This is a genomic window from Dolichospermum heterosporum TAC447 (assembly GCF_024584745.1).
Classification (GTDB): Bacteria; Cyanobacteriota; Cyanobacteriia; order Cyanobacteriales; family Nostocaceae; genus Dolichospermum; species Dolichospermum heterosporum.
The window spans coordinates 4,503,170-4,518,391 of the sequence record NZ_CP099464.1 but is presented as its reverse complement, the minus strand read 5'-3'; the positions used below and the strand labels follow the sequence as shown (position 1 = coordinate 4,518,391).

Genomic DNA, 15,222 nt, shown 5'->3' with positions numbered 1-15,222 from the left:
AATCGTTTCCTTTTTTAGTTAAGCGTTCCCTTTACTTTTTGAAATGATGCCTTCAGCCACGCTGCGAGGCACCTCTTCATAGGTACTAAACTCCATCGTAAAGATACCTCGACCTTGGGTTTTCGACCGGATATCAGTGGCATAACCAAACATGGTTGCCAATGGAACTTTCGATACCACTTTTGCCAGTCCCTGTTCAGTGCTTTGGCTTTCAATCTGTCCCCGGCGGGAGATTAAATCACCAATCACGTTACCGATGTAGTCTTCAGGTACTTCAACTTCAACTTTCATGATCGGCTCTAAGATCACAGGAGAGGCTTTTGTAGCCGCTTCCTTGATTGCCATAGAACCAGCAATTTTGAAAGCCATTTCTGAAGAGTCTACATCATGGTAAGAACCATGTATTAATGTGGCTTTGAGATCAATGAGTGGATATCCAGCTAAAATACCAGATTCACAACATTCTTTCATTCCCTGTTCAGCCGGTCCTATGTACTCTTTAGGTACAATCCCACCGACAATTTTAGAAACAAATACAAAACCTGTCCCTGGCTCACCTGGTTCTAAATTGATCACTACGTGACCGTACTGACCCTTACCACCACTCTGGCGGATAAATTTACCGTCAACCTTTTCAACGGCTTTGCGGATGGTTTCGCGGTAAGCCACTTGGGGCGCACCAACGTTTGCTTCTACTTTAAATTCTCGTAACATCCGATCTACAAGAATTTCCAGGTGCAATTCTCCCATGCCCGCAATTACGGTTTGGTTGGTTTCTGGATCAACACGCACACGGAAGGTGGGATCTTCTTCACTCAAGGATTGTAGAGCTTTGGAAAGCTTGTCCATGTCGTTCTTGGTTTTGGGTTCAACCGCCACCGAGATCACAGGCTCAGGAATAAATAGGGATTCCAGAATTACTGGTGAATTTTCATCACAAAGGGTATCACCTGTCAAGGTGTCTTTCAATCCCAATGCAGCACCTAAATCACCTGCCCGTAGTTCATCCACGTCTTGTCGGTCATCTGCTTTCATTAGCACTAACCGAGAAATTCGTTCTTTTTTATTCTTGCTGACGTTCAGAACGTAACTACCTTTCTTCAGCACACCAGAATAAACACGAACGAAGGTGAGGCGACCATAAGGATCAGCCATAATCTTAAATGCCAAAGCTGATAATGGTTCGTTATCATCAGCATGACGTTCAACGGGATCACCGTTGAGCAGTGTGCCTTGAATTGGTGGAACTTCCAGCGGTGATGGTAGGTAATCTATCACCGCATCCAACATCAATTGCACGCCTTTGTTCTTAAAGGCTGAACCGCAAAGCACTGGTACGATTGTCCCAGCAATTGTTCCTTTGCGGAGGGCAGCACAGATTTCTGCTTCTGTCAGTTCTTCGCCCTCGAAGTACTTATTCATCAGCGTGTCATCAGTTTCTGATACTGCTTCTACCAACTTGGTGCGGTATTGAGCTGCTTTTTCGGCTAGTTCGGCGGGAATTTCTATGGTTTGGATATCAGTTCCTTGATCGTTTGTGTACATATATGCACACATTTTCACCAAGTCTATAATCCCTTTAAATTCAGTTTCACTACCGATAGGCAGTTGAATAGCAATGGCATTAGCTCGCAAGCGATCGACCATTTGGTCATGCACTTTATAGAAGTTCGCACCGGTGCGATCCATCTTATTAATAAAGGCAATGCGAGGGACTTTATAGCGGTCTGCTTGTCGCCATACTGTTTCTGATTGTGGTTGGACACCACCTACGGAACAAAATACAGCGATTACACCATCTAATACTCGCATGGAACGTTCAACTTCAATTGTGAAGTCCACGTGACCGGGAGTATCAATAATGTTAATTTGATGATCATTCCAACTGGTACTAATGGCAGCAGCAGTGATGGTAATTCCCCGCTCCCGTTCTTGTTCCATCCAGTCTGTAACAGCAGTTCCTTCGTGAACTTCGCCGATTTTATGAATGATCCCAGAGTAAAATAATATTCTCTCTGTTGTCGTTGTTTTGCCCGCATCTATATGCGCCGCAATGCCGATATTGCGTACTTTCTCTAGCGGGTTCGTGCGTGCCACAATTACCTCCTAACGTTTTCGCCTCATGATATCTCGTATATTACTCTTTGTTAAGATTCTATACTTTTACGGAAAACCGTCTTTTTTTGTTAGCCTAGCTAGGCAGTTGCCTTTTTGGGCATTAGCTATAAATTCTACGATATACCGCACACGAGAAGACGATATATCGTTTTTCTAGTTAGTAACGATAATGTGCAAACGCTTTGTTTGCTTCCGCCATCCGATGTGTTTCTTCGCGCTTACGAATAGCACTACCAGTTTCATTTGCAGCATCCATTAACTCATTAGCTAGTCTCCCAGCCATAGTTCTTCCTGGACGTTGGCGAGAATACTGTACCAACCACCGCAACGCTAGGGTAGTACCACGATCTGTACGTACTTCCATTGGTACTTGGTAAGTTGCTCCACCTACTCGGCGAGCTTTTACTTCTACTAATGGTGTAGCGTTACGCACTGCTTTTTCAAAAGTTTCTAATGGACTTCCACCAGTGCGTTCTTCAATAGTTTTCAAAGCGTCATAAACTATTCTTGCGGCAATTGATTTTTTGCCATGACGCATTATCCGTCGCATCATCATGCTGATCAGGCGACTATTATACACTGAGTCAGGCGGGACTGCGCGCCTTTGACTAACACCACGACGAGACATACTTCATCCTTGAATACGGAATTTGACCACGAAATTATATGCTATCAGAACACAGGAAACTAAAAGCGGTTTAATTAGCCGCTGATTTTTCCTGCATTTTCCTTTCTGGCTTGCGCCATGCTATCGCTATCAGTTGAGAGAAGGCTGAATTAATTCACTTATTATCTGCTACCAGGCACAGAAGACGACAACTTAATCAACTTTAAAATTTAGTTAAAATTTAGATTAAAGTGCTGTTATCGTTTACAAGATTATCCTCTCCAAACTCATACAACTTGTTTTTATGCCAGATCCAGTTTGATTTTCTTAAAAAAAATTCGTTACTGCTGGTTTTCATGCAGTTGGCAGGTAGGACGATTAACCGTATTTGACGCGATTAACCGCCACTTACCTATTTTTTACCTGCTTTTGGGAGCTTAGTTCCATATTTGGAACGACCTTGTTTTCGGTCTTTAACTCCGGCTGTATCTAATGTGCCACGAATAATGTGGTATCTAACTCCGGGCAAGTCTTTGACCCGACCACCACGAATCATAACTACGGAGTGTTCTTGTAAGTTATGACCGATACCTGGGATGTAAGCTGTTACTTCAAATCCAGAGGTAAGTCTTACCCTGGCTACCTTACGGAGTGCTGAGTTAGGCTTTTTAGGTGTAGTTGTGTATACTCTGGTGCAAACGCCTCGACGTTGCGGGCATTGCTTCAGAGCAGGGGACTTGGTTTTCTGACGCGCTAGTTCGCGTTCACTACGTATTAGCTGCTGTATTGTTGGCATGAGTTACAGCGCGTGAAGCTGCTTTATGATCTAAGTTTTAACAAATCCTGATTATATCTTTTTTTCTGATTTTCTGTCAATCAATTTTAGAAGGGAACAGGGGAAGTAGGGGAAGTAGGGGAAGTAGGGGAAGTAGGGGAAGTAGGGGAAGTAGGGGAAGTAGGGGAAGTAGGGGAGGGGAAGTAGGGGAAGTAGGGGAAGTAGGGGAAGTAGGGGAAGTAGGAGAAGTAGGGGAAGTAGGGGAAGTAGGGGAAGTAGGGGAAGTAGGGGGGGAGAAAGAATTTTCCCAATGACCAATGACCAATGACTACTGACTAATAGAGAAAGAATTACCACAACTACAGGTTGATGTTGCTTGAGGATTGTGAAAGCGAAAACCCCCACCCATCAAATCTTCTGAATAATCTATTGATAACCCATTAATGTAATTTATGCTTTCTGGGTCTATAATTACGCGAATATCATGCAACTCTAAAACCTGATCTTGAGATTGTACTGTTGTGTCAAAAGCCAGATCATAAAACAAATCAGCACAACCTCCAGATTTGACCCGCAAGCGAAATAAGGTATCTGATGGTTGTTTAGATTTTAAGCGCCCGATTTCATTAATGGCTGTTGGACTGAAATGAATCATGGAATTTTCTTATTAGTCAGTTGTCAGTTGTTAGTTGTCCGTTGTCCGTTGTCCGTTGTCCGTTGCAAAAGAATATTTCTCTCCCCTGCCCCCTGCTCCCTGCCCCCTGCCCCCTGCCCCTGCCCCCTGCCCCCTGCCCCCCTGCTCCCTGCCCCCTGTCTACTTTTCCGAACGGGCATAATCATCTTGATAGCGAATAATATCATCTTCTCCGAGATATTCGCCATTTTGGACTTCAATTAAAACCAAGGGAATCACACCGGGATTTTCTAACCGATGGGTTGTACATTGGGGGACATAGGTTGATTGATTATTGCTTAATAAGATTTCTTTGTCGCCACAAACTACTTTAGCTGTACCGGAAACAACAATCCAGTGTTCACTGCGGTGGTGGTGCATTTGTAAACTGAGGCGATGTCCAGGCTTTACTTCAATTCGTTTAATTTTATATCCGCGCCCTTCTTCTAAGACTGTGAAAGAACCCCAAGGACGTAATTCACCAGCAGCAATACTTCTAGCATTAATTGTTGGTTGCAGAGTCAGAGTATTTGGGGCAGTTTCTGATAGTTTAGCCATAGTTACCTCAGATGGAGACATAACAAACCTGTTTTTAGTTAGAACAGTTGATGGAAAAGCGACAAGATTTAGCCACTTTGATAAAGATAGCAAAACTCACCATTGACTGGTAAAGTCCCTGGCGGAAACTAATCTGTCTACATAAAATCTTCATCAAAAAAATTAGGGCTTACGCATTGACAAAGTTTCTTAAATATGTAATTTGGATTTTATCTCTTGTAGGGTGCGTCAGACCCGATAATTTGGTAAAAAATAGATTTCCTCTATCTGACGCACCCTACTCAATAAGTTATTCCCAAAGCCGAAAACGACGCGTGCGTAAGTCCTAAAAATAATGGATTATCTGAATTTTGGTTCACCTACTTAGGAACTTTTGGTGATATGAAAATACCAATACCATTGTGAACACGGGCTGCTGTACTAGGAGAACGGTCAAGTAACTGACCGCCTAAATAAAGACTGGTAGAACTACCACCGTCTAAATTTAAAGCATTAATACAACCCATTGTTTGCATTAATTTTGCTTGTTCTGCCAAAGTTGGACCACCACCACCAGCCCGACTATGTACAGCAGCAATCATAAGATTACCTGTGGAAGTGGTACAAATACTGCTGCGAACTGCTTGACTTGTCATGAAAGCAGGGCTGAATGTTTCTGCTGGTCCATCTAGAACTATTTGCCGATTTTGGACTAATAGGGGACCTGCACCAATAATGTGGGGGTAGCGACTAAATTCAGGTGTGGTAGTAGTGCTGGTAAGAGAAACTTTTGTCCCAATGGGTAATTGTGGTGTCTGATTGCGGAAGATGAGGAGATAACCATTTTCGGGAATGGGAATGGTAGTTATACCACTTTTACCTCCTGCTAACTGATTGCTTACTTGATTGTTTTCGACAACTACAATAGTTTCATTATCAGCTAAAGGTGTATAAGTATTTCCCCATATTGGAGTATAACGAGCGATACCGCGTTGGACATAGCCAGTATTAAGTAAGGAAATGGGTAGACGTTGATTATTGTTCGTAATTAAGGCTTCTGTGAGGGTGAGCCGACCAAAGTAAAATTGTCCGTTATTATTCCAAGCGATCGCTCCTCGGTTAAGAATTGGACCGGATATCCACTGATTATCTCGCCTAATTGCGCCTAAAGGTAATTTATTATTACGGTTAAAATAACCACCATTAACTGCGGCTACTGCTAAGTAATTTTGAGCAGTTTGGATTAAAGGGGCTGTACCAGTTAATGTTTGCGGATTAGTAATTATAGGCTTAATACTTAATCCCACAGACCGAGGGTTAATATCTAACCAAACCACAGGAAAGCGATCTGTTCCTAAAGTTACCAACTGCTGTCGCCATTGTAATCCCTGCGCCCAAGCAATAGTTTTTTCCACTATGGCATCAGGTTGAATATCAATAACTAAGCGATTGGGTTGGGGAATAGTGCTAACTTGTAGAGACTGACCAAAGGGAATACTAAGACGGAGAATTGTTTGATTATTCACTACTTCCACTTTTTGAATTATTGATGCGGGAATGGGTGGTGTAGTGGATTGAGAGTTATAGCGTTGTATTAAAGTCGGATCAGCAATACCATCTAGGGTAAGCGTCCATTCTCTGTTGGGTGGTGTGGTAGATTTAGAGATAATCTCATCAGGATCTACTACTTTTTTGACTGGTAACTCCTGTCGAATCTGCCAAGGGGTCGCTATATCTAAATCGAGGACAACTCTATCTCCTTTTGGTTGTTTACCCAGACGAATGTTTTTCAGTTGAGAAGGGGGAGTAGAAATTACCAAAGTGTTACCATTAGCTTGAATTTGCCATTTAGCTGTTTGGGCTAATTGAGTAATATCTAAATAACGATATCCTCCGCTAAGATTCGTGTTAAAAATGAGGGGATTTGTCAAGCCAGAAAACCACTGTACTGATTGTTTGCCAGGATTACTGCTATTGAGTAAATCTATCCCTATTAATTGCTTAACTGCACCATCACTTAGATAAGTTTGTCCTTTAATGGTGGTTGCTGTTGGTTGTAACCATGCTCCTGGTAAAATCCGTCCATTGAGAATAATTTGATTACCAGCACTAACGGAAGTGGGAACGGGAGTTAGTAAACTAGGAGTATCTTGAGCAAATGCCCCATAAGTAGCAGTCAAACACAGTGCTGTTGACAGTAGCGGTAATACAGAATTTAGGATTTTCGAGATCATTGACTGGGTATTTTTAAAAGTTAAGTAGTCGGACAAAATTAAATTCACTCGTTGAGAGAGGGAACAGGGAACAGGGAACAGAAAAATCAATTGTGTAATTAATTCTGTCCCATTACCAATACCTTGTCCATTTCCTGTAGGTTGGGTTAAGCGACAGCGCAACCCAAGGCATTTGTTGGGTTTCATGCTTCAACCCACGCTACAAATCAAGGCTTTTTCTAATTTGGACAAGGTATTGATTACTTATCAATCAAAACCCAGCCTAGCGAAAATTTATCAGAAAATTTAAAAAATAATTACCTTTTTTAGAAATATTCGTGATATTATTTATCTTGGGTTTGTGTCTCTTATTCAGAGTAGCAGGCAGTTACTATGCTAAAAATACTAGCTGCAATTGTCTTAAATAATACAAATTAATTGGAGCCTGCTGTCAGTAACCCAGCCCTAAAGGGACTGAGCTTGTAAGAGAAATCAAGCAAGCCGCACTGACCAGACCACCCTGAGCCTAGTCTAAGGGTAGCCGTTATTTGAGTCACGACACCCACCGAATGCGTAGCTAGTTCCCTGCTCTGTCACTGGCAATTAAACAGTTTTAAGGTCACTGAAACAGTGTTGCCAGCTCAAGCAAGCTCTTATAACAGGTCGTTCGCGCCAGCGTGCCGGAGGCATCTAGCTAACATTACCCCGCAAGGGAGTTGGTTTCCAGGTTCCAATCAAAAATCTGGTTTCAATTTTAATATCCACAGCGGTTAAAACCGCACGAGTCGTTTCCCTCTCAGCACTGAAGTGTCTGAGTTTCCCACTTACCGGGTATTCTTATGATACTGTTGGGGGTTAAAGGTGAAATTCGGACACCCTATCCTCATCTCTAAAATTTTAGGTTTTGGGGTTTGAATCTAAAATCTCAAGTTCCTGTGGTTGGTCATGAATAAACAGCCAGAATACAGGGAAAAATAGATATGTTTTAGGAATTGTCAAATGGGCATATAGTGAAAATAGGCTAATTTTTGGGAGCTATCAGTAATCAGCCAAGAACAAGAATAGCTTGCATGGTGTAAGCCGTGAGCAAAAAAACTGCAAACTTCAAAACCGTTGGATTTACAAGTCCTTGTGGATTAGGGTAGTTTGTTTATATAGTGCATTGACACTCTCAGCGGCTAAAGTCAGTGAGATTCTTAGTTCACCGAAACCACTTGATTTAGATTCCTTGCGTTTTCTAAACCAGAGGTGGGGTCTCACCAAGTAGAGCAACCGCCGTTTAATTGTCAAGGTATAGTGTCTGCGATTTAGGCAGCAATTGGGTTTTTAGACAGGTTGATTACCCTTCTTGTATCAATACTTGTCGGTTAAGGAAATGTAGGTTGGGTTGAGTGACAGGGAAACCCACGAAAATCCTTGATAAGGTTGGGTTTCGTTCCATTGCTCCGCAAACGTTCACGTTCCACAACCCAACCTACCATATAATGACTTTTCATGCTTAACCGAGCAGTATTGCTTCCTGTATAGGTAATATTATCCATAAAATGCTAAATTATGACAAGAGAAAATAGAAATTGAGTAATAATTGATGACGGGGATGAAAATTACCGAGTATTCTTGTAAACAAACAAAAAATAAATAGGTATTGATAACACAGCTTTAGTTAAACGTCAAGCTAAGATTGTTATCTCTAAACTTTGGTAATTATGTATTTTTATCCAGTGCCAAAACTGAGAAAATTTCCCTTTAGCAGTAATAACAACATCTGTACCTCAACATTTCAGGAATAGAGTATGAATCATCAACCATCGAATCAGGGTCAGCAAATTACAGTGTCAGATACTAATTTTCCAGATACATATCCAGGACAAAAGTGGTTAGTAGAAGAAAGGGATGCTTGTGGAGTCGGGTTTATTACCCATCGTCAAAATATTGCCAGTCATGAAATTTTGGATCAAGCCTTAACTGCTTTAACTTGCTTAGAACATAGAGGGGGTTGTAGTGCTGACCAAGATTCTGGAGATGGTGCGGGGATATTAACAGCGATTCCTTGGGAATTATTGGCACAAGACAAGAATCATGGCATTGATTTTGCCAAGCTGAGTAATATGGCTGTGGGGATGATATTTTTTCCCCAAGACGCAACAGCCGCAAAAGCTGCTAAGGCTGCATTTGCACAAATAGCAGCAGAGGAGAGATTAACTATACTGGGCTGGCGAGTAGTTCCGGTGCGTCCAGAAGTATTAGGGATGCAAGCAAAAGAAAATCAACCCCAAATAGAACAGGTTATAATTTCTTGTGCTGATAAGAGCGGTGATGAACTAGAAAGAGAATTGTATATTGCCCGTCGCCGCATTATGCAAGCGGGCAGAAAAATTTCTGAAGATTTCTATGTCTGTTCCTTGTCTAGCCGGACAATTGTTTATAAAGGCATGGTGCGTTCCGCTGTCTTGGGGGATTTTTACGAAGATCTAAAAAATCCGGCTTTTAAAGTAGCATTTGCAGTATATCATCGCCGCTTTAGTACCAATACGATGCCTAAATGGCCTTTAGCCCAACCAATGCGGTTATTAGGTCATAACGGAGAAATTAACACCCTGTTGGGGAATATTAATTGGATGATGGCACGGGAAGCCACCCTTAGTCATCCGATTTGGAAAGATCGGTTTGACGAACTCAAACCAATGGTCAACATTGATAATAGTGATTCTGCTACATTAGATAATGTACTAGAGTTGTTGGTGCGTTCGGGACGCAGCCCTTTAGAAGGGTTAATGATGATGGTTCCCGAAGCGTATAAAAATCAACCTTCCTTGGCTGAATATCCCGAAATTGTGGATTTTTATGAATATTACAGCGGTTTGCAAGAAGCATGGGATGGACCTGCGCTGTTAGTATTTAGCGATGGCAAAAAAGTTGGAGCGACATTAGACCGTAATGGTTTAAGACCTGCGCGTTATGTCATTACCAAAGATGATTATATTGTTGTCGCCTCCGAAGCTGGAGTTGTAGATTTCCCAGAAGAAAACATTCTCGAAAAAGGTAGACTCGGTCCAGGACAAATGATTGCGGTGGATTTAAACACCCAAGAAATCCTCAAGAACTGGGAGATTAAACAGCGCATTGCTAAACAACATCCTTATGGCGAATGGTTGCAACAATACCGCCAAGAATTGAGTAAGTTAGTGAAGGGTAAGTCTGTAGTTAATGGCAATGGTAACGGTAATGGGCATTTGTCAACAAACAACGGACAACGGACAACTGACAAAATTGATTCACAAGTCTTATTGCAACAGCAAATTGCCTTTGGCTACACCATAGAAGATGTGGAAATGGTGATTCACCCTATGGCTAGTACGGGTGCAGAAGCAACTTTCTGTATGGGAGATGATATTCCTTTAGCGGTATTGTCAGAAAAATCCCATTTGCTGTATGACTATTTTAAACAGCGGTTTGCCCAAGTTACTAATCCAGCGATTGACCCTTTACGGGAAAAGTTGGTGATGTCTCTGACGGTGGAATTGGGTGAAAAGGGGAATTTATTAGAACCTAAACCGGAATACGCCCGCAGACTCAAGTTGGAGTCTCCTGTACTGACTCAAACAGAGTTAGAAACTATTAAGTTGTCAGGATTTGCAACGGCTGAATTGTCAACTTTATTTCCCATAGCCACAGGACCAGATGGTTTAAAAACGGCTGTGGAATCTTTGCAAAAACAAGCTGCGGAATCGGTGCGGGCTGGTGCGAAGATTCTCATATTAAGTGACAGAACAGGTACAGGGATTGCGGCAGAATATACCTATATTCCTCCTTTATTAGCTATTGGTGCGGTTCACCATCACTTAATCCGTGAAGGGTTACGGATGAAAACATCCTTAATTGTGGATACAGCCCAATGTTGGAGTACCCATCATTTTGCCTGTTTGTTGGGTTATGGTGCGGGGGCGGTTTGTCCCTATATGGCTTTAGATACTGTAACTGCTTGGTGGCATGAACCCAAAACTCAGCAGTTTATGACTAGGGGCAAAATTGCCACTCTGACTTTAAATCAAGCCGTAGAAAATTATCGCAAAGCTATAGAATCGGGTTTGCTGAAAATCCTCTCGAAGATGGGTATTTCCCTACTTTCCAGTTATCAAGCGGCGCAAATATTTGAAGCTATTGGGATTGGTGGTGATTTGTTGGCTTTGGGTTTCCGGGGAACAACTTCCCGGATTGGTGGTTTAAGTGTGAGTGAATTAGCACAAGAGGTGTTATCTTTCCACAGTAAGGCTTTCCCCGAATTGACGGCGAAGAAGTTGGAAAACTTAGGTTTTGTCCAATACCGTCCCGGTGGTGAATACCACATGAATAGCCCAGAATTGGCGAAGTCGCTGCATAAGGCTGTCAATGGTAAGCAGTATGACCATTATGAGGTTTATAAGCAACATCTGCACAATCGTCCGGTGACGGCGTTGCGTGATTTGCTAGATTTCCATAGCGAGCGCTCATCAATTCCTTTGGAAGAGGTAGAGTCAATTAATGATATTGTTAAGCGTTTCTGTACAGGTGGAATGTCTTTAGGGGCGTTGTCACGGGAGGCACATGAAACTTTGGCGATCGCTATGAATCGTATTGGTGGTAAATCTAATTCTGGTGAAGGTGGGGAAGATCCGGTTCGTTACAACGTTTTAAATGATGTGGATACCGCTGGTAAATCTCCTACTCTGCCTCATCTCAATGGGTTGAGAAATGGTGACACGGCTGCAAGTGCCATTAGACAAATTGCCTCAGGACGATTCGGCGTTACTCCCCAATACTTAGCTACAGCCCAACAACTAGAAATCAAAATTGCCCAAGGTGCTAAACCAGGAGAAGGTGGACAGCTACCCGGACCAAAGGTAAGCCCCTATATTGCCATGTTGCGCCGTTCTAAACCCGGTGTAACTTTGATTTCACCACCACCCCACCATGATATCTACTCCATTGAAGACTTAGCCCAGTTGATTTTTGACTTGCACCAAATTAACCCTAAAGCCCAAGTTTCGGTGAAATTAGTCGCAGAAATCGGGATTGGCACAATTGCTGCGGGTGTGGCTAAAGCTAACGCCGATATTATCCAAATTTCGGGACATGATGGCGGTACAGGTGCATCACCCCTTTCTTCGATTAAACACGCTGGTAGTCCCTGGGAATTGGGGTTAACGGAAGTACATCGGGTATTAATGGAAAACAGCTTGCGCGATCGCGTCATCTTGCGGGTAGATGGTGGTCTGAAAAGCGGCTGGGATGTCCTAATTGGGGCGTTAATGGGGGCGGAGGAGTTTGGGTTCGGTTCCATAGCTATGATTGCGGAAGGCTGCATTATGGCGCGGATTTGCCACACTAATAATTGTCCTGTGGGGATAGCTTCTCAAAAAGAAGAAATGCGGAAACGGTTTACTGGCATTCCCGAACACGTTGTTAATTTCTTCTACTTCATCGCGGAAGAGGTGCGGAGTCTGTTAGCTAAATTGGGATATCGTTCTTTATCAGAAGTAATTGGTCGCGCTGATTTATTAACGGTGCGTTCTGAAGTTAGACTGAATAAAACCCAAGCTTTGAATTTGGATTGTTTAACTAAGCTGCCAGATGCAAAAGTTAATCGTAGTTGGTTGGTGCATGAAAAAGTTCACAGCAATGGACCAGTTTTAGATGATCAGTTACTAGCTGATGCAGATATTCAAGCCGCGATTCAGAATCAGGGTGAAGTTAGTAAAACCGTTACCGTCGTAAATACTGATAGAACGGTCGGCGCGAGGTTAACTGGGGCGATCGCTCATAAATACGGTGACAACGGCTTTACAGGGCAAATAAACCTGAATTTCCAGGGAAGTGTGGGGCAAAGCTTCGGCGCATTTAACCTGGATGGTGTGATTCTCAACTTAGTAGGGGAAGCAAACGACTATGTTGGTAAGGGCATGAACGGTGGGGAAATTATTATTAAGCCCCCAGCCAATGCCACCTATAACCCAGCAGAAAACGTGATTGTAGGGAATACCTGCCTTTATGGGGCGACTGGTGGGGTGTTATTTGCCAATGGTTTGGCTGGAGAACGGTTTGCGGTGCGGAACTCTAAAGGTACAGCCGTGATTGAAGGGGCTGGTGATCACTGCTGCGAGTATATGACTGGTGGTGTAATTGTGGTTCTGGGTAAAGCTGGCCGCAACGTGGGTGCAGGTATGACAGGCGGTTTAGCGTATTTCCTTGATGAATCTGGTAATTTCCCGGACTTAGTTAATCACGCTATTGTCAAGGTGCAACGGGTTGTCAGTGAAGCAGGTGCAAAACAATTATATGAGTTAATTCAAACTCATGCCCGGAAAACTGGTTCACCCAAGGCAGGGGAAATTATTGCTAATTGGGAAGCATACTTACCTAAATTCTGGCAATTAGTACCACCTTCTGAATCTGATAGTCCAGAAGCCAAAGTAGCAGAAAAACAATTGAGTTCTGTGTAATTTGTCTGAATCAGGATTTACAAGATTTGAGGATTTGCAGGATTTAATTAAATACTTTATCCTGTTTATCCTTTAATCCTTTTTTGTCTGAATCAGGATGTCCAGGATTTGAGGATTTCCAGGATTTAATTAATAACTTTGTCTGTGTTTATCCTTTAATCCTTTTTTGTCTGAATCAGGATGTACAGGATTTGAGGATTTGCAGGATTTAATTAATAACTAGACATCTCCAGAAATTTAATTTCCTTCCAACAACCGGAGCTTTTTAGGTTAAATTTCCGAGGTGTCTATTGCATTTGCAAGAAGTAGTAACTACGAGCAAAGTTTGATAATTTGAGTTTGCAAGGCGAGTTTTTCATCTACACCAGATTTGAGCATTAGCTCTAGTTCTAACAGCATTTTTAAACTATTTTTCAGCCTGTTTACACAACAATTAGCAACCTTTTGGCGGATGTAATACAAGCGTTTGGGATTTTTCACATCTGCAAGTTGGGCTATTGTATTGTCGTCTTGACACCCGGTGATGATCATCTGTTTGACTGTTAGCCAGGTGCGAAAGGTAGTAGTCAGGGTAGCGGTAATCTTTAAAGCGGGTTCGTTACAGTTAATTAAGCGTTCAACAAATTCTAATGCTTGAGCAATGTTACCCAAGCGAATGGCGTTGGCTAGTTGTAAACTATTAGCAGCACTTTCTGAGACTAATTCTTTCACCATATCCCCGTTGACTGTTTTACCCAAGGCATAGGTTTTGAGCTTTTCTAGTTCGGTGAATATCAGTCGTGTATGATTGCCTGTGTAATCAATTAATACTTTGTAAGCATCGGTAGTGAGTGTTACACCTACTTCGTCAGCTAAAGTCCGAGCTTGCTGTATTAATGCTTGGGTTTGCCATTGGGGAATGAGAGGAAATTCTTGTACCTGTGCGTACTCCAGTAGGAGTTTGACTGATTTATTTCTCGCGTCAGGTTTGTGAGTGTTGGTAATAAGGAGGCTATTTGTTGAGGGAATTTTGGGGAGAATGGACTCCAACTGCAACAAAATTTCTTTTGAACAAACTCCCAGTAATGTGCTGTTGGGCAAATGTACTAATCTTCCTCCACTCCCAACTGGTGGTGTCATGATATGAAATAATGCTTGAGGAATGGTTTCTTTAGATTCTGGGGGGTATTCTGTATAGTTAAAGTTTGCCCATTGTTGATCTAGAGTGTGGGTTTTTAGTTGTTTGATGGTGCGAGTTAGGAAGAATTCGTTTTCACCAAAGTATAAGTATGTTGGCATGGTAGTAAGGCAATTGTATTGCCTTACTTGAGCGTAAGCTCTAAAACCAATATTAAGATTTGACTAAATGAGAAAGCAGAACTAATCCTTAAATGAATCTGGGTTTAACCTCTTCATAATATCAGCCACTCTAGCAATATGTTCTTTTTCTATTGCCTCAATCTCTATTTGTACTCGAAAACGATCTTTATCATGACTGTTTATAGAGGGAATTACTTTAAGCAATCTTCGTTTTACCAATGCTTGAAAACTAAAAACTTTATCAGACGGATCTCCCAACTTCCAATTTACTATAATTTTGTCACCTACGCGTAGTCCTAGATCAAATTCATATTTAGCAATTTCTTGTAAACAATATTCTCCTTCTTCAAGATTCTCATCTCTTGGTACTGTAGGAACTTCTAGTGCAATAACATATTCAAACATAATACTATTTCATATGGAACTACAGTTTACTGTATCACATTCGCGTAATCATTTTGTAAACTTTTCTCCTTGACTGGTTCTAGCTTTATATACAGACAAAATTATAGTAGGCTTAT

The 15,222-nt window shown here is 42.0% G+C and carries 10 protein-coding genes; 1 reads left to right on the top strand and 9 read right to left on the bottom strand.

The annotated features are described in order from the left end of the window. Positions 1-18: 18 nt before the first annotated feature. From fusA to NG743_RS20405, 7 genes are all read right to left on the bottom strand, one after another. Positions 19-2,097, bottom strand: a complete 2,079-nt coding sequence (fusA, locus tag NG743_RS20435; protein ID WP_027402057.1) for an elongation factor G — start codon at positions 2,095-2,097, stop codon at positions 19-21. Between the two features lie 178 nt (positions 2,098-2,275). Beyond that, positions 2,276-2,746 carry a 30S ribosomal protein S7 gene (gene rpsG, locus NG743_RS20430; RefSeq protein ID WP_027402058.1) on the bottom strand — a complete coding sequence of 157 codons (471 nt, stop codon included), beginning with the start codon at positions 2,744-2,746 and terminating at the stop codon, positions 2,276-2,278. A 391-nt stretch (positions 2,747-3,137) separates the two neighbouring features. Continuing rightward, on the bottom strand, positions 3,138-3,521 hold the full coding sequence (gene rpsL, locus NG743_RS20425; RefSeq protein ID WP_015078104.1) for a 30S ribosomal protein S12: 384 nt from the start codon (positions 3,519-3,521) through the stop codon (positions 3,138-3,140). Positions 3,522-3,828: 307 nt separating this feature from the next. Continuing rightward, positions 3,829-4,155: a HesB/IscA family protein gene (locus NG743_RS20420; RefSeq protein WP_027402059.1), complete on the bottom strand. Its 327-nt coding sequence runs from the start codon at positions 4,153-4,155 to the stop codon at positions 3,829-3,831. 159 nt (positions 4,156-4,314) lie between these two features. Further along, positions 4,315-4,731, bottom strand: coding sequence for a phosphomannose isomerase type II C-terminal cupin domain (locus tag NG743_RS20415; RefSeq protein ID WP_027402060.1), 417 nt, complete (start codon positions 4,729-4,731; stop codon positions 4,315-4,317). 359 nt (positions 4,732-5,090) lie between these two features. Next, entirely contained in the window at positions 5,091-6,944 is a 1,854-nt protein-coding gene (locus NG743_RS20410) for a phosphodiester glycosidase family protein (protein ID WP_257122167.1), read from the bottom strand. Between the two features lie 1,346 nt (positions 6,945-8,290). After that, complete coding sequence (locus NG743_RS20405; protein ID WP_257120781.1) at positions 8,291-8,464, bottom strand: hypothetical protein; 174 nt, start codon at positions 8,462-8,464, stop codon at positions 8,291-8,293. 252 nt (positions 8,465-8,716) lie between these two features. On the opposite strand from NG743_RS20405, the gene NG743_RS20400 reads away from it, so the two are divergent. Further along, the gene (locus tag NG743_RS20400) at positions 8,717-13,402 is read left to right on the top strand and encodes a glutamate synthase-related protein (RefSeq protein WP_257120780.1); all 4,686 of its coding nucleotides are present in this window, start codon (positions 8,717-8,719) and stop codon (positions 13,400-13,402) included. A 312-nt stretch (positions 13,403-13,714) separates the two neighbouring features. On the opposite strand, the gene holA is transcribed toward NG743_RS20400, so the two are convergent. Both holA and NG743_RS20390 read right to left on the bottom strand, forming a co-directional pair. Further along, on the bottom strand, positions 13,715-14,680 hold the full coding sequence (gene holA / locus NG743_RS20395; protein ID WP_257120779.1) for a DNA polymerase III subunit delta: 966 nt from the start codon (positions 14,678-14,680) through the stop codon (positions 13,715-13,717). 81 nt (positions 14,681-14,761) lie between these two features. Next, the gene (locus NG743_RS20390) at positions 14,762-15,106 is read right to left on the bottom strand and encodes a hypothetical protein (protein ID WP_257120778.1); all 345 of its coding nucleotides are present in this window, start codon (positions 15,104-15,106) and stop codon (positions 14,762-14,764) included. Positions 15,107-15,222 lie beyond the last annotated feature (116 nt).

Coding starts and splice junctions, on each gene's coding strand:
- NG743_RS20410 (WP_257122167.1), bottom strand. CDS start 6,944: ATGATCTCGAAAATCCTAAATTCTGTATTACCGCTACTGTCAACAGCA.
- NG743_RS20405 (WP_257120781.1), bottom strand. CDS start 8,464: ATGGATAATATTACCTATACAGGAAGCAATACTGCTCGGTTAAGCATG.
- NG743_RS20390 (WP_257120778.1), bottom strand. CDS start 15,106: ATGTTTGAATATGTTATTGCACTAGAAGTTCCTACAGTACCAAGAGAT.
- rpsG (WP_027402058.1), bottom strand. CDS start 2,746: ATGTCTCGTCGTGGTGTTAGTCAAAGGCGCGCAGTCCCGCCTGACTCA.
- NG743_RS20420 (WP_027402059.1), bottom strand. CDS start 4,155: ATGATTCATTTCAGTCCAACAGCCATTAATGAAATCGGGCGCTTAAAA.
- rpsL (WP_015078104.1), bottom strand. CDS start 3,521: ATGCCAACAATACAGCAGCTAATACGTAGTGAACGCGAACTAGCGCGT.
- NG743_RS20400 (WP_257120780.1), top strand. CDS start 8,717: ATGAATCATCAACCATCGAATCAGGGTCAGCAAATTACAGTGTCAGAT.
- NG743_RS20415 (WP_027402060.1), bottom strand. CDS start 4,731: ATGGCTAAACTATCAGAAACTGCCCCAAATACTCTGACTCTGCAACCA.
- holA (WP_257120779.1), bottom strand. CDS start 14,680: ATGCCAACATACTTATACTTTGGTGAAAACGAATTCTTCCTAACTCGC.